The 16,808-nt window shown below is 46.0% G+C and carries 12 protein-coding genes and 1 tRNA gene; all 13 read right to left on the bottom strand.

Annotated elements, in window-relative coordinates; all coding sequences use genetic code 11:
- Positions 1-30 precede the first annotated feature (30 nt).
- The gene (gene nusG, locus HMPREF2608_RS03420; protein WP_003680697.1) at positions 31-564 is read right to left on the bottom strand and encodes a transcription termination/antitermination protein NusG; all 534 of its coding nucleotides are present in this window, start codon (positions 562-564) and stop codon (positions 31-33) included.
- Between the two features lie 2 nt (positions 565-566).
- On the bottom strand, positions 567-842 hold the full coding sequence (gene secE / locus HMPREF2608_RS03415; protein WP_003680696.1) for a preprotein translocase subunit SecE: 276 nt from the start codon (positions 840-842) through the stop codon (positions 567-569).
- A gap of 131 nt (positions 843-973) precedes the next feature.
- Positions 974-1,049: transfer RNA gene (locus HMPREF2608_RS03410), tRNA-Trp, on the bottom strand.
- Between the two features lie 6 nt (positions 1,050-1,055).
- Positions 1,056-2,240 (bottom strand): elongation factor Tu, encoded by a 1,185-nt coding sequence (gene tuf / locus HMPREF2608_RS03405; RefSeq protein ID WP_004520187.1) that lies wholly within the window; start codon positions 2,238-2,240, stop codon positions 1,056-1,058.
- An 88-nt stretch (positions 2,241-2,328) separates the two neighbouring features.
- A complete protein-coding gene (gene fusA / locus HMPREF2608_RS03400; RefSeq protein ID WP_070825978.1) occupies positions 2,329-4,434 on the bottom strand; it encodes an elongation factor G in 2,106 nt (701 codons plus the stop codon).
- Between the two features lie 18 nt (positions 4,435-4,452).
- Positions 4,453-4,923, bottom strand: a complete 471-nt coding sequence (rpsG, locus tag HMPREF2608_RS03395; RefSeq protein WP_002240962.1) for a 30S ribosomal protein S7 — start codon at positions 4,921-4,923, stop codon at positions 4,453-4,455.
- A gap of 117 nt (positions 4,924-5,040) precedes the next feature.
- A complete protein-coding gene (gene rpsL / locus HMPREF2608_RS03390; protein WP_002218431.1) occupies positions 5,041-5,412 on the bottom strand; it encodes a 30S ribosomal protein S12 in 372 nt (123 codons plus the stop codon).
- A 329-nt stretch (positions 5,413-5,741) separates the two neighbouring features.
- Positions 5,742-9,917 carry a DNA-directed RNA polymerase subunit beta' gene (gene rpoC / locus HMPREF2608_RS03385; protein ID WP_070825977.1) on the bottom strand — a complete coding sequence of 1,392 codons (4,176 nt, stop codon included), beginning with the start codon at positions 9,915-9,917 and terminating at the stop codon, positions 5,742-5,744.
- A gap of 156 nt (positions 9,918-10,073) precedes the next feature.
- On the bottom strand, positions 10,074-14,252 hold the full coding sequence (gene rpoB, locus HMPREF2608_RS03380) for a DNA-directed RNA polymerase subunit beta (RefSeq protein ID WP_004521091.1): 4,179 nt from the start codon (positions 14,250-14,252) through the stop codon (positions 10,074-10,076).
- A 189-nt stretch (positions 14,253-14,441) separates the two neighbouring features.
- Positions 14,442-14,813, bottom strand: a complete 372-nt coding sequence (gene rplL / locus HMPREF2608_RS03375; RefSeq protein ID WP_003677916.1) for a 50S ribosomal protein L7/L12 — start codon at positions 14,811-14,813, stop codon at positions 14,442-14,444.
- 58 nt (positions 14,814-14,871) lie between these two features.
- Positions 14,872-15,372: a 50S ribosomal protein L10 gene (rplJ, locus tag HMPREF2608_RS03370; RefSeq protein ID WP_070825976.1), complete on the bottom strand. Its 501-nt coding sequence runs from the start codon at positions 15,370-15,372 to the stop codon at positions 14,872-14,874.
- A gap of 222 nt (positions 15,373-15,594) precedes the next feature.
- Positions 15,595-16,290: a 50S ribosomal protein L1 gene (gene rplA, locus HMPREF2608_RS03365; protein ID WP_070825975.1), complete on the bottom strand. Its 696-nt coding sequence runs from the start codon at positions 16,288-16,290 to the stop codon at positions 15,595-15,597.
- Positions 16,290-16,724: a 50S ribosomal protein L11 gene (gene rplK / locus HMPREF2608_RS03360; protein WP_002220151.1), complete on the bottom strand. Its 435-nt coding sequence runs from the start codon at positions 16,722-16,724 to the stop codon at positions 16,290-16,292. The genes rplA and rplK overlap by 1 nt, the downstream gene beginning before the upstream one ends.
- Between the last annotated feature and the right edge of the window lie 84 nt (positions 16,725-16,808).

Below are 16,808 nucleotides of genomic sequence, written 5' to 3'. Positions count from 1 at the left end.
AAAAAAAAAATTTCAAGCGAATTAAACCACTTAAATCTTTTCAACCTGACCGAACTCTAATTCAACCGGTGTTTCACGACCAAAAATCTGAACTGAAACACGCAGTCTATTACGCTCGTAGTTAACCTCATCAACAATTCCATTGAAATCAGCAAATGGACCTTCATTCACACGAACCTGCTGACCAACCTCAAATTCAACTTTTGGTTTTGGCTTCTCAACACCTGTTTTGGCTTGTTGCAAAATAGCATCCGCATCTTTTTGAGAAATTGGGATTGGACGATTTCCGCTACCACCTACAAAACCATTTACTCGAGGGGTACTCTTAACCAAGTGCCATGAATCATCGGTCATTTCCATTTCAACCAACACATAGCCCGGATAGAATTTACGCTCACTGATGGTTTTTCGGCCATTCTTGATATCTACCACTTCCTCTACAGGAACGAGAATCTGACCAAAATACTCTTCCATATTTTCACGAGCAATACGCTCTTTCAATGTTTTTTGAACATTTTTCTCGAAACCGGAATAGGCCTGTACCACATACCAACGCTTTGACATCTTTACCCTTTCCTATTTAATAAAACATCAAAAAACAACCATGAAATAATTGTATCTGCCGCATAAATGAAGGCTGCTAAAACTGCAACGAAGATAATCACGAATACAGTCATTTTGACCGCTTCATCGCGACTCGGCCAAACTACCTTCTTAAACTCAGTCCAAGAGCTCTTAAAATATGCAAACAGACCTTCTTTCTTTTCAGGAGCTGGCTTATTACTTACCACAACTTCCTTTTTCTGATGGTCTTCTTTGCGTCCAGACGGATGTTCTGTCATCTTTACTCACTTATCAATACCCCACCCGCCTTCATTTTAGATAGTGGCATTGATCCATTAATTAATTCCAAATAATCTTAAAACTTAAGTACAAAAAAATTAACCGGCACAAGGCCGGTTAATTTTTTATTTGGCAGGCCAAGAGGGTCTCGAACCCCCAACCCTCGGTTTTGGAGACCGATACTCTACCAATTGAGCTATTGGCCTCTAAACTTAAGCGATTACAGAAGAAACCACACCCGCACCTACGGTACGACCACCTTCGCGAATCGCAAAGCGCAGACCTTCTTCCATAGCGATAGGAGCAATCAGTTCTACAGTAATGGTTACGTTCTCACCTGGCATTACCATTTCTACGCCTTCTTCCAAAGTAACTGCACCAGTTACGTCAGTAGTACGGAAATAGAATTGTGGACGGTAGTTAGCGAAGAATGGAGTGTGACGACCACCCTCTTCTTTGCTCAGTACGTATACTTCTGCTTTGAATTTGGTGTGAGGAGTGATAGTACCTGGTTTAGCCAATACTTGACCACGCTCTACGTCTTCACGTTTAGTACCACGCAGCAATACACCTACGTTGTCACCAGCTTGACCTTCGTCCAGCAGTTTGCGGAACATTTCAACACCGGTACAAGTGGTTTTTTGAGTTTCTTTCAGACCTACGATTTCGATCTCATCACCAACGTGGATGATACCGCGCTCTACACGACCGGTTACTACTGTACCACGGCCAGAGATAGAGAATACGTCTTCGATAGGCAACAAGAAAGGTTTGTCCACAGCACGCTCAGGTGTTGGGATGTAGCTGTCCAAGGCAGCAGCCAATTCGAAGATTTTTTCTTCGTAACCAGCGTCACCTTCCAAAGCTTTCAGTGCAGAACCTTGTACGATTGGGCAGTCATCACCTGGGAAGTCGTAGCTTGACAACAAGTCACGGATTTCCATTTCAACCAGTTCCAACAACTCAGCATCGTCAACCATGTCGCATTTGTTCATGAATACGATGATGTAAGGTACGCCTACTTGACGAGCCAACAGAATGTGTTCGCGAGTTTGCGGCATAGGACCGTCAGCTGCGGAACATACTAAGATAGCGCCGTCCATTTGGGCAGCACCGGTAATCATGTTTTTAACGTAGTCGGCGTGGCCCGGGCAGTCTACGTGTGCGTAGTGACGGGTTTCGGTTTCGTATTCTACGTGTGAGGTATTAATGGTAATACCACGAGCTTTTTCTTCAGGAGCGTTGTCGATTTGGTCGTAAGCTTTTGCAGCGCCACCGAATTTTTTAGCCAAAATAGTAGTCAAAGCAGCAGTCAGAGTGGTTTTACCATGGTCAACGTGACCGATGGTGCCAACGTTTACGTGCGGTTTGCTACGTTCAAATTTTTCCTTAGCCATGAGCTAATTCCTTTACATTAAAGATCGATTAAAGAACAGAGGCCGTCTGAAAAATCATTTCAGCCTTTCAGACGACCTATTTGCCTGATTAGCCTTTACGGGCTTCAGTTACAGCAGCAGCTATGTGTGCAGGAGCTTCAGAATATTTCTTGAACTCCATAGAGTAAGTAGCGCGACCTTGGGTTGCAGAACGCAGGTCGGTAGAATAACCGAACATTTCTGCCAGAGGCACTTCGGCACGGACTTTTTTACCGCCGATACCGTCATCATCCATACCCAATACGACGCCGCGGCGACGGTTCAAGTCGCCCATTACGTCACCCATGTATTCTTCAGGGGTTTCCACTTCAACTGCCATGATTGGTTCCAACAGAGCTGGATTGGCTTTACGCATACCTTCTTTGAAGGCTTGGGAAGCAGCCAATTCGAAGGCCAGTTGAGAGGAGTCGACGTCGTGTGAAGAACCGAAAATCAAACGTACGCGTACGTCAACTACTGGGTAGCCCGCAACGATACCATTAGGCAGGGTATCGCGGATACCTTTATCAACAGACGGAATGAATTCGCGAGGAATCACACCACCTTTAATTTCGTCGATAAATTCGTAACCTGCACCACCCGGTTCCATAGGTTCCATTTTGATCACAACGTGACCGTATTGACCTTTACCACCAGATTGTTTGGCATGTTTGTATTCAGCTTCAACTTCTTTGCGGATGGTTTCACGGTAAGCCACTTGAGGCGCACCAATGTTTGCTTCCACGCCGAATTCGCGTTTCATACGGTCAACAATAATTTCCAAGTGCAACTCACCCATACCGGAAATAATGGTTTGACCGGATTCTTCGTCTGTACGAACGCGGAAAGAAGGGTCTTCTTTCGCCAGACGGTTCAGGGCGATACCCATTTTCTCTTGGTCGGCTTTGGTTTTCGGCTCAACAGCAATATGGATTACCGGCTCAGGGAATTCCATGCGTTCCAAGATGATAGGTGCGCTTTCTGCACACAAGGTCTCACCAGTAGTAACGTCTTTCAGACCGATAGCGGCTGCGATGTCGCCAGCGCGTACTTCTTCAATTTCAGTACGGTCTGCAGCAGTCATTTGCACCAAGCGACCGATACGTTCGCGAGTACCTTTTACAGAGTTCAATACGGTATCACCGGATTTCACCACACCAGAGTAAACGCGGATAAATGTCAATTGACCAACGTATTTATCATTCAACATTTTGAACGCCAATGCAGAGAATTTCTCTTCATCGCTGGCTTCACGGCTGTCGGCTTCTTCAGTGTTAGGGTTAACACCTTGAACTGGAGGAATGTCGGTAGGAGCAGGCAGCAATTCTACAACTGCATCCAACATACGTTGAACACCTTTGTTTTTAAATGCTGAACCGCACAACATTGGTTGAATTTCACCAGCCAAAGTACGTTGACGCAATGCGCCTACGATTTCTTCCTCAGTCAGCTCATCACCGCCCAAGTATTTATCCATCAATTCTTCGCTGGCTTCTGCTGCGGCTTCAATCATGTTTTGACGCCATTCTTCGGCAGTCTCAACCAATTCAGCAGGAATATCGCCATAGGTAAAGGTTGTACCTTTATCGGCTTCATTCCAAATAATGGATTTCATTTTCAACAGGTCAACAACACCGCTGAAGCTGTCTTCCGCACCAACCGGAATCACGATAGGTACTGGGTTTGCGCGCAAACGGGTTTTCATTTGCTCAACAACGCGGAAGAAGTTGGCACCTTGACGGTCCATTTTGTTTACAAATGCCAAGCGAGGCACTTGGTATTTGTTAGCTTGACGCCATACGGTTTCAGATTGAGGTTGAACACCGCCTACTGCACAGTAAACCATTACCGCGCCGTCCAATACACGCATAGAACGCTCTACCTCTACAGTAAAGTCAACGTGTCCCGGGGTGTCGATGATGTTGAAACGGTGCTCAGGGAACTGTTTCGCCATACCAGACCAATAAGAAGTCACAGCAGCAGAAGTAATGGTAATACCACGCTCTTGTTCTTGTTCCATGTAGTCGGTAGTAGCCGCGCCGTCATGCACTTCGCCCAATTTATGAGTCAAACCTGTATAGAACAAAATACGTTCTGTTGTGGTTGTTTTACCCGCGTCAATATGGGCAGAAATACCGATATTGCGATACAGGCTGATAGGGGTCTTACGAGCCATTTTGTTAGCCTTTCGATATTAGAAACGGAAGTGAGAGAATGCTTTGTTTGCTTCAGCCATGCGGTGTACTTCTTCACGTTTTTTCAACGCACCACCACGACCTTCAGCCGCATCAATCAATTCACCTGCCAAACGCAGGTCCATAGATTTCTCACCACGTTTACGGGCCGCATCGCGAACCCAGCGCATTGCCAAGGCCAGACGACGTGAAGGACGAACTTCAACAGGAACTTGGTAGTTTGCACCACCTACACGGCGGCTTTTCACTTCCACGATAGGTTTGGCGTTTGCAATGGCTTCGTTAAATACTTCGATTGCTACTTTGCCGGTTTTTTTCTCAATTTGTTCCAGCGCACCGTAAACGATACGTTCTGCAACAGATTTTTTACCGTCAATCATCAATACGTTCATGAATTTAGTCAGCTCAACGCTGCCGAATTTAGGATCTGGCAGTACGTCGCGCTTAGGGACTTCTCTACGTCTTGGCATTTTAATTTCCTTTAATCTATTCAGTTGGGGCAATTCCCATGAATACCCAATTGAGTATTCACTTACTCGGCCGTTGTTCAGCTTAGGCGGCCGACGTGCCTATTTGAGTCCCGATAATTATTTAGGACGCTTAGCACCGTATTTAGAACGGGCTTGTTTACGGTCTTTAACACCTGCAGTATCCAAAGAACCGCGTACAGTGTGGTAACGTACACCTGGCAAGTCTTTTACACGACCGCCACGAATCAATACGACACTGTGCTCTTGCAGGTTGTGGCCTTCACCGCCGATGTATGAAATTACTTCAAAACCGTTGGTCAGGCGAACTTTACATACTTTACGCAATGCAGAGTTAGGTTTTTTAGGGGTAGTTGTGTATACACGGGTGCACACGCCGCGTTTTTGCGGGCAAGCTTCCAGTGCAGGCACTTTGTTTACGTACACGGGCTTTTGACGGCCTTTGCGTACCAATTGGTTAATAGTTGGCATATTTTCTCGTCCTGTTGAGTTAAATACTTGCCGACACCATGTCGACAAGATTGGAATTATATTTTTATTGCAAGGGTTTAGTCAAGCAAATGACTGATAAAGTTTGGTGTTTTCCAAATTATGTCTAAATTTTTGAAACAAAGGCCGTCTGAAACATTCAGACGGCCTTTGTCATTTTAAATAAGTCCGCAATTTGGTTCTCTACTTATTTTCTCCATTGCTTTCCTTATTTATTCAGACGGCCTTAAACTCCACCCTCTTTTAAGTCCTCTAAAAAATAAAACCGCAAGACTGGCTTGCGGTTTTATTTTCACAATAATCCCGAGGGATTATTCGTCTGAAGCTTCGGTTTCAGAAACTTCTTGATCAGCTTGCTGACATTGTTGATGGCGGCTGCGGTGGTAGGTCAAACCTGTACCGGCAGGAATCAAACGACCGACAATCACGTTCTCTTTCAAACCGCGCAGCTCGTCTTGTTTGCCCATAATAGCGGCCTCTGTCAAGACGCGGGTTGTTTCTTGGAACGATGCCGCAGAAATGAAGCTGTCTGTAGACAAAGAGGCTTTGGTAATACCCAGCAACACGTTTTCGTAACGTGCTGGCTCTTTGTCTTCAGCCATGGCTTTTTCATTGGCAAGCATCACATCGCCACGCTCAACTTGTTCGCCGGTAATGAACTCTGTATCACCGGAATCAACGATGTTCACTCGACGCAGCATTTGGCGGATGATGACTTCGATGTGTTTATCGGAAATCTTCACACCTTGCAGGCGGTAAACCTCTTGTACCTCTTGAACAATGTAGCGGGCCAATGCTTCGATACCTTGCAGACGCAGAATGTCGTGTGGATCTACAGCACCGTCTACGATGGTTTCACCGCGGTTTACCACTTGACCGTCGTGTACCAAAATCTGTTTCTCTTTAGAAATCAGGGTTTCGTATGCTACACCGTCTACGTCGGTAATAATCAGGCGCTGTTTACCTTTGGTTTCTTTACCGAAAGAAACGGTACCGGTAATTTCAGCCAACATACCTGCATCTTTCGGCACGCGTGCTTCAAACAATTCGGCTACGCGTGGCAGACCACCGGTAATATCGCGGGTTTTAGAAGACGCTTGCGGAATACGCGCCAATACATCACCCTTACCGACTTCCTGACCTTCACGGATGGTAATCACCGCACCGACCGGGAATGCCATAGAAACTGGGGTAGTCGTACCTGGGATGCAGATTTCCAGACCGTTTTTATCCAACAGTTTGACAGTCGGACGCAACAGTTTAGAAGCATTAGAAGAACGACGTTTGCCGTCAATCACTACCAGAGTAGACAAACCGGTTACATCGTCAGTTTGTTTCGCAACGGTAACACCCTCTTCCACGTTCTCGAATTTCACCATACCTGCGTGTTCGGTAATCATCGGACGGGTATGCGGATCCCAAGTTGCCAAAGTTTGACCGGCTTTAATGGCTTCGCCGTCTTGTACCAGCAGGATTGCACCGTAAGGTACTTTGTGACGTTCACGTTCGCGACCGATATCGTCATGAATCACTACTTCACAAGAACGGCCAATGACAACCAATTCGCCTTTGTTGTTGGCAACGTAACGCATTTGGCTGCTGAAACGAGCTGTACCATTGGATTTGGCTTCCACTTGGCTGGCAGCAGCCGCACGAGATGCCGCACCACCGATGTGGAACGTACGCATGGTCAGCTGAGTACCTGGCTCACCAATGGATTGCGCTGCAATCACACCAACTGCCTCACCGGCGTTAACCAGTTTACCACGTGCCAAGTCGCGACCATAACAGTGTGCACACAAGCCATGACGGGTTTTACAAGTAATCGGCGTACGGACTTTGACTTCATCGACACCGGATTGGTCGATCATATCTACCAGTTTCTCGGTCAACAATGTACCGGCTTCAACCAAAGTCTCGCCAGTCGAAGGATCGACAACATCAGAAGCAGTAACGCGACCCAAAATACGCTCACGCAAAGCTTCAATTACATCACCGCCTTGTACCACTGCTTTCATTACAAAGCCGTCTGAAGTACCGCAATCGTCTTCAACAACCACCAAGTCTTGGGTTACGTCTACCAAACGACGGGTCAAGTAACCGGAGTTTGCAGTTTTCAACGCGGTATCCGCCAAACCCTTACGCGCACCGTGGGTCGCAATAAAGTATTGCAATACGGTCAGGCCTTCGCGGAAGTTGGAGGTAATAGGCGTTTCAATAATGGAGCCGTCAGGTTTCGCCATCAAACCACGCATACCGGACAACTGTTTAATCTGAGCCGCAGAACCACGGGCACCAGAGTCGGCCATCATGTAAATAGAGTTGAAAGATTCTTGATCAACTTCGTTGCCGTCACGGTCGATGACTTTTTGTTTGGACAGGTTGTCCATCATCGCTTTAGCGATCTTATCGCCGGCACGACCCCAAATATCGACCACTTTGTTGTAACGTTCGCCGTTGGTGACCAAACCTTGACGGTATTGGTCTTCGATTTCTTTAACTTCGGCATTAGCCTCGGCCAGCAAGGCTGCTTTTTCTTTCGGAATTTCCATATCGTCAACCGCAATGGAAATACCGCCTTTAGCCGCAAAACCGAAACCGGTATACATCAAGTGGTCGGCGAAAATAACTGTATCACGCAAGCCGCACAGACGGAATGATGCGTTAATCAGTTTAGAAATTTCTTTTTTCTTCAGCGCTTTGTTGATGTACTCGAACGGCAGGCCTTTAGGCAAGATTTCGCTCAACAATGCACGGCCGACAGTCGTTTCGTAACGGTTAACGACAGGCTCAAACTCACCTGCTTCGTTTTTTACCCATTCGCGCAGACGTACGGTAATTTTCGTACCCAGTTCAACCTGTTTGGTATGGTATGCACGATGCACTTCTTTCACATCGGCAAACAGGCTGCCTTCGCCTTTGGCATTGATACGGTCGCGGGTCATGTAGTACAGACCCAATACGATATCTTGAGAAGGTACGATGATTGGTTCGCCGTTGGCTGGAGACAATACGTTGTTTGAAGCCAGCATCAGCGTGCGTGCTTCCATTTGTGCTTCCAAGCTCAATGGAACGTGTACAGCCATTTGGTCACCGTCAAAGTCGGCGTTAAATGCGGCACACACCAATGGGTGCAACTGAATCGCTTTACCTTCGATCAGGATAGGTTCGAACGCTTGAATACCCAAACGGTGCAGGGTTGGCGCACGGTTCAGCATAATCGGATGTTCGCGGATCACTTCTTCCAAGATATCCCATACTTCAGGTACTTCTTGTTCTACCAATTTTTTCGCAGCTTTAACGGTAGACGCCAAACCTTGTTTTTCCAATTTGTGGAAAATGAATGGTTTGAACAGTTCCAACGCCATTTTTTTCGGCAGACCACATTGGTGCAGACGCAGGTATGGACCTACGGTAATCACGGAACGACCAGAGTAGTCCACACGTTTACCCAGCAGGTTTTGACGGAAGCGGCCGCCTTTACCTTTAATCATGTCAGCCAATGATTTCAGCGGACGTTTGTTGGCGCCGGTCATGGCTTTACCGCGACGGCCGTTATCCAACAGAGAGTCAACTGCTTCTTGCAACATACGTTTTTCGTTACGAACGATGATGTCAGGCGCATGCAGTTCCAACAGACGTTTCAGACGGTTGTTACGGTTAATAACGCGGCGGTACAAATCGTTCAAATCGGAAGTGGCAAAACGACCACCATCCAATGGAACCAACGGACGCAAATCAGGCGGCAATACCGGCAGCACGTCCATAATCATCCATTCCAGTTTCATACCGGAACGGTGGAAAGCTTCCAATACTTTCAAACGTTTGGCAATTTTTTTAATTTTGGTGTCAGAACCGGTAGATTCCAGCTCTTGACGCAGGATTTCGATTTCGCCGGTAATATCCAAGGTGCGCAACAATTCACGGATACCTTCTGCACCCATTTTGGCATCGAAGTCGTCGCCGTATTCGTCCAGTTTGTTGTAGTAATCGTCTTCAGTCAGTAATTGACGACGTTGCAACGGAGTCATGCCGGGATCGGTTACCACAAATGCTTCAAAGTACAATACGCGTTCGATATCGCGCAAAGTCATGTCCAGTACCATACCCAAGCGGGAAGGCAGGGATTTCAAGAACCAAATATGGGCAACTGGTGCTGCCAATTCAATGTGGCCCATGCGTTCGCGGCGTACTTTAGACAGGGTCACTTCTACGCCACATTTTTCACAGGTTACGCCTTTAAATTTCAAGCGTTTGTATTTACCGCACAAACATTCATAGTCTTTGACCGGGCCAAAGATTTTGGCACAGAATAAACCGTCACGCTCAGGTTTGAACGTGCGGTAGTTGATGGTTTCAGGTTTTTTAACTTCGCCATAAGACCATGAGCGGATGGTTTCGGGAGAGGCAATACCGATTTTGATGGCATCAAACTCTTCTTCCATGCCGGCAGTTTGCAACGGATTAAATAAGTTCAACAAATTCATTTTTGCTCCTTGAAGGAAGTATTTTTACCGCATGGCGGATTTTCGATATTGGGAAACGGTACTTTTGATTTCAGATGGCCTAAATGCCGATTGCTTCATTCTTATTCTGAAACCGCTTTTTCAGACGACCTTAAAAGGCCGTCTGAAAACTTCTGTTTAGTAGCGTTCCAAATCGATATCCAAGCCCAGTGAGCGAATCTCTTTAACCAATACGTTGAAGGATTCAGGCATACCGGCATCGATTTTGTGTTCACCTTTGACGATATTTTCGTACATTTTGGTACGGCCGTTCACGTCGTCAGACTTCACAGTCAGCATCTCTTGCAGCGTGTATGCCGCGCCGTATGCTTCCAATGCCCAAACCTCCATCTCGCCGAAACGTTGGCCACCGAACTGAGCTTTACCGCCCAAAGGCTGCTGGGTAACCAAACTGTATGGACCGGTAGAACGGGCGTGCATTTTTTCGTCAACCAAGTGGTGCAGTTTCAGATAGTGCATCACACCGACTGTAACCTTGCGGTCAAATGCTTCGCCGGAACGGCCGTCATACAGCGTGATTTGAGTTTTACTGTCGTTGAAGCCCAGTTTCTCAACCTCAGGATCTTCACTTGGGTAAGCCAAGTTCAACATTTCGCGGATTTCAGACTCTTTCGCACCGTCGAATACAGGAGAGGCGAAAGACGCACCTTTGCGCAGGTTAGAAGCCAATTCGATGATTTCTTCATCTGTCAGGCTGTCTAAATCTTCTTTCTTACCGCTACCGTTGTAGAGTTTGTTCAAGAATTCACGCAGCTCGCTGGCTTTGCGTTGCTCTTTCAGCATACGATCGATGCGTTCACCGATACCTTTTGCCGCCCAACCCAAGTGAACTTCCAAAATCTGACCAATGTTCATACGGGAAGGTACGCCCAATGGGTTCAGTACAATGTCTACCGGACGGCCGTCAGCCATGTAAGGCATGTCTTCCACCGGCAGAATGCGTGATACCACACCTTTGTTACCGTGGCGACCCGCCATTTTGTCACCGGCTTGCAGACGGCGTTTGATGGCGATAAATACTTTCACCATTTTTTGTACGCCCGGTTGCAGCTCGTCGCCTTGGGTCAGTTTTTTCTTCTTGATCTCATACAACTCATCCGCTTCTTCGCGTTTTTGTTGCAGGCTCAATTTAATCAGTTCCAACTGTTTGGCCAAATCTTCGTCAGCCAAACGGATGTCAAACCAATCATGTTTGCTGGACAGGCTCGCCAAATATTCGGTAGTGATTTCACTGCCTTTAGCCAGCTTCATCGGACCACCATTGGCTTTTTGACCAACAATCATACGCTCGATACGGTCAAATGCGTCGTTATCAAAAATACGCAACTGGTCGCTCAAGTCTTGACGGTAACGTTTCAGCTCAGAATCAATAATGGATTGAGCACGTTTGTCGCGTTGAATACCTTCACGAGTAAAGACTTGAACATCGATAACGGTACCGCTCATGCCGGTAGGCATACGCAATGAAGTATCTTTTACGTCAGACGCTTTTTCACCGAAGATGGCACGCAGCAGTTTTTCTTCAGGAGTCAGTTGGGTTTCGCCTTTAGGTGTTACTTTACCTACCAAGACGTCACCAGCTTCTACTTCTGCACCAATATATACGATACCGGATTCATCCAAACGGTTTTGCATACGCTCAGACAAGTTCGGAATATCGCGGGTAATGTCTTCCGCACCCAGTTTAGTGTCACGTGCGACAACGTTCAGCTCTTCAATGTGAATCGAAGTATAACGATCGTCTGCAGCCACTTTTTCTGAAATCAGAATCGAGTCTTCGTAGTTGTAACCGTTCCATGGCATGAAGGCGATGGTCATGTTTTGACCCAAAGCCAACTCGCCCAAGTCGGTAGATGCACCGTCGGCCACCAAGTCACCACGTTGCAACACATCGCCTGCTTTTACGGCCGGACGTTGGTTGATGTTGGTAGATTGGTTAGAACGGGTGAATTTAACCAAGTTGTAAATATCGACACCCACTTCACCGGCAGTCGCTTCATCATCATGAACACGAACTACAACACGGTTGGCATCTACATACTCAACCACACCGCCGCGGCGGGCAACGATTGCAGTTGCAGAGTCAACGGCAACAGAGCGCTCAATACCGGTACCAACCATCGGTTTTTCAGGGCGCAGACACGGTACAGCCTGACGTTGCATGTTGGCACCCATCAATGCACGGTTCGCGTCATCATGTTCCAAGAATGGAATCAGAGATGCTGCAACGGATACCACTTGACCGGTTGCCACGTCCATATATTGAACGCGGTCAGGCGTCGCCATAATGGTTTCGCCTTTTTCACGACAAGTGACCAAGTCGCCAATCAAATTACCGTCTTTGTCCAAATCGGCATTCGCCTGTGCAATCACATAACGGCCTTCTTCGATAGCAGACAAGTAGTCGATTTCTTCAGTTACTTTGCCATCGACAACACGGCGGTAAGGAGTTTCCAAGAAACCATAATCATTGGTACGCGCATAAACGGATAATGAGTTGATCAAACCAATGTTTGGACCCTCAGGTGTTTCAATAGGACATACACGGCCATAGTGGGTCGGATGTACGTCTCGCACCTCAAAGCCTGCACGTTCGCGAGTCAAACCGCCCGGGCCCAATGCAGATACACGGCGTTTATGGGTTACTTCAGACAATGGGTTGGTCTGATCCATAAATTGGCTCAATTGGCTGGAACCGAAGAATTCTTTAATCGCGGCAGAAACAGGTTTCGCATTGATCAAGTCATGCGGCATCAAGTTCTCAGATTCTGCTTGGTTCAAACGCTCTTTAACTGCACGTTCTACACGAGCCAAACCGCTGCGGAATTGGTTTTCAGTCAACTCACCCACAGAACGAACACGACGATTACCCAAGTGGTCAATATCGTCTACTTCACCATGACCGTTACGCAGTTCAACTAATGTAGCAATGGAAGCAACAATGTCTTCAACGCTCAGAACGTAACCACCTTTTTCGGCAGCACCGGCCAAAGTTTCGTTCAGCAAACGGCCATACCAAGAGTTTTGTTGTGCTTCAGACAGTTTTTGCTCGTATGTGCGCGTATTGAATTTCATACGGCCTACGCGAGACAAATCATAGCTGTCTTCACTGAAGAACAAGCGGTTGAAGAGCTGCTCAACAGCTTCTTCGGTAGGCGGTTCGCCAGGACGCATCATGCGGTAAATCGCTACGCGTGCAGCTTGCTGATCAGCAGTTTCGTCTGTACGCAGAGTGCTGGAGATGTAACCGCCTTGATCCAATTCGTTGATATAAAGGGTCGTAATTTCTTTTACACCATGGATATCAAGTTTAGCCAACAGTTCTTCTGTAATTTCATCGTTAGCAGAAGCCAATACTTCACCGGTTTCCGGATCAATCAGGTCAGCAGCCAATGCTTTGCCTATCAAGCTTTCTGGCTCTACATTCAAACGAGTCAAGCCTGCATTGGTAATATCACGGATATTTTTCGCAGTAATGCGTTTACCTTTGGCAACCAGTACATTGCCTTCTTTATCCAAGATGTCAACTTTGGCAGTTTCACCTTTCAGACGGCCTGCAACCAGATCAGTTTGAACACCGTTTGAAGACAAATAGAAAGTTTCTTTGTCGTAGAAAATATCCAAGATTTGTTCATTGTTATAGCCCAAAGCTTTCAACAAAATCGTAACCGGCATTTTACGGCGACGGTCGATACGGAAATACAGCAAATCTTTTGGATCAAATTCGAAATCCAACCATGAACCACGGTAAGGAATAATACGAGCAGAGAACAACAACTTACCGGAAGAATGTGTTTTACCACGGTCATGCTCAAAGAACACACCAGGAGAACGGTGCAACTGGGAAACAATTACACGCTCTGTACCATTGATGACAAAAGAGCCACTTGGCGTCATCAACGGAATTTCGCCCATATATACTTCGTTTTCACGAACTTCTTTTACGGTCGGTTTAGACGCTTCTTTATCCAAAATCACCAAACGGATACGTGCACGCAATGGAGCCGCATAAGTAATACCGCGCAATTGACATTCAGGAATATCGAACAAAGGTTCGCCCAATGTGTAATGCACAAACTCCAATCGTGCATAACCATTATGGCTCACAATCGGGAAAATAGAATTGAATGCTGCTTGCAGACCATCATCAGTACGTTGGTCAAAAGCGTTTTCCAACTGTAAAAATTTCGCATAAGAATCAATTTGGGTTGCCAGCAGGAAAGGAACATCCAAGACATTCTCTCGCTTTGCAAAACTCTTACGGATACGTTTTTTCTCGGTAAACGAATAGCTCATATACACTCCGAAAAGCAATTTTAAATAATAGGCCGTCTGAAACAACGGCATGCATCAACCTGATATTTACATTTATTTGCAATGATTTTATAAAGACTATGCAAATAAATGTAAACAATACCTGATGCTTATTTTAAGAAGCAAAATAAGGCTGGCAGAAAACTGCCAGCCTTCATAGGAAGCATCAAATTATTTGATTTCGACTTTAGCGCCGGCTTCTTCCAGTTGTTTTTGGATGTCTTCAGCTTCAGCTTTAGAAACACCTTCTTTCAGAGTTTTAGGTGCACCGTCAACGATGTCTTTAGCTTCTTTCAGACCCAGACCAGTGATAGCGCGGACAACTTTAATCACGCCAACTTTTTGATCACCGGCAGAAGCCAATACTACGTCGAATTCAGTTTTTTCTTCAGCAGCAGCTGCACCAGCACCTGCAGGGCCTGCAACTGCAACTGCAGCAGCAGAAACGCCAAATTTTTCTTCAAAAGCTTTAACCAGGTCGTTCAATTCCATTACGGTCAAAGAACCAACGGCTTCCAAAATGTCTTCTTTAGTAATAGCCATGCTATTTATACTCCAAATATTGTATTAAAAAATAATTGATTAAATGAAACAAAATCGATTAAGCGGCTTCTTCGCCAGCTTTTTTCTCTGCCAAAGCAGCCAAACCACGTGCAAAGCCTGATACAGGGGCTTGCATAACGAACAACAGTTTGGACAACAATTCTTCGCGGCTTGGAATAGAAGCCAACTCAGCAACCTGAGCAGCATCCATTACTTCGCCATTGTAAGAACCGGCTTTAACGATAATTTTGTCATCTTTTTTCGCGAATTGGTGCAGCACTTTAGCAGCAGCAACAGCATCTTCAGAAGCAGCGTAAACCAATGGACCAACCATTTGATCGGCCAAACCTGCGAATGAAGTACCCTCTACTGCGCGACGAGCCAGAGTATTTTTCAGAACGCGCAAGTAAACGCCTTCTTTACGTGCATTTGCACGAAGCTCAGTCATGCTGGAAACACTGATACCGCGATATTCAGCGACTACGAGAGTTTGAGCGTTAGCAATTGCTGCGCTAATTTCCTCTACGGCCACTTTCTTGGTTTCAATATTGAGACTCAAGGTCTACCTCCCACTGTTTATAAACAGGATACCGAATGATATCCCACCAGCGCGGTAACCTAAAAAGACATCTTACAAGCAATCTTGCAATGTGTTTCAGGACTACCGTCTGCGTAGGGCAGTTACGATTAAATCTTACGATCCCTACGGTCTTGGACATCTACTTAATTTTAAGTAGCCCAAATTCAGGCAATCCAGAAAACCGGATCACCTGAAAATTTCTTAGTTGTTCACACTTGCAGTATCAACGCGAACACCCAAACCCATAGTGCTGGATATAGCAACTTTTTTCAGGTACTGACCCTTAGCAGCAGCAGGTTTGGCTTTAACAATAGCATCCAGCAACGCATTGAAGTTTTCTTTCAAGTCAGCTTCAGCGAAAGAAGCACGACCGATAGTTGCGTGAACGATACCGGCTTTATCTGTACGGTATTGTACTTGACCTGCTTTTGCATTTTTAACTGCTTCAGCAACGTTAGGAGTAACAGTACCTACTTTAGGGTTTGGCATCAGACCACGAGGACCCAAGATGGTACCCAATTGACCAACGATACGCATTGCATCAGGAGAAGCAATAACAACGTCAAAGTTCAGATTACCAGCTTTGATTTCAGCAGCCAGATCTTCAAAACCGACAATATCAGCACCAGCTTCTTTAGCAGCATCTGCATTTGCACCTTGTGTAAATACAGCTACTCGAGTTGTTTTACCGGTACCTTTAGGCAGAACGACTGAACCACGGATAACTTGGTCAGATTTACGAGGATCAACACCCAAGTTAAAAGATACATCAACAGACTCGTCAAATTTAGCAGTAGCAGCTTTTTTAACCAAAGCAATTGCTTCGTCGATTGCGTACAGTTTGTTAGCTTCAACAGAAGAGCGAAGAGCTTTCAAGCGTTTAGATACTTTAGCCATTATACAACACCCTCCACGTCCAAGCCCATTGAGCGAGCAGAACCTGCGATAGTACGAACAGCCGCATCCAAGTCAGCAGCAGTTAAATCAGGCTCTTTAGTTTTAGCAATTTCTTCCAACTGAGCGCGGGTCAATTTACCCACTTTGTTAGTCAGAGGATTAGAACTACCTTTTTGCAGACCAGCAGCTTTTTTCAACAAGATAGAAGCTGGTGGAGTTTTCATCACAAATGTGAATGATTTATCTGCAAATGCAGTGATCACAACCGGAATTGGCAAACCAGGTTCCATACCTTGGGTTGCAGCATTAAATGCTTTACAGAATTCCATGATATTCAAACCACGTTGACCCAAAGCAGGACCAACTGGGGGAGATGGATTGGCTTTACCTGCAGGAATTTGCAGTTTGATGTAGCCGATAATTTTCTTTGCCACTTAAGGACTCCTAAAAACGGGTATAACGCGGAACCATTCCGCTTCCCAAACAGAATTTGCGATTATATCCGCTTAAAAAAAAAA

This window comes from Neisseria sp. HMSC064D07 (assembly GCF_001837185.1).
Lineage (GTDB): Bacteria > Pseudomonadota > Gammaproteobacteria > Burkholderiales > Neisseriaceae > Neisseria > Neisseria flavescens_C.
Note: the sequence above shows the minus strand (reverse complement) of the source record. Positions and strands in the feature narration are given on the sequence as shown.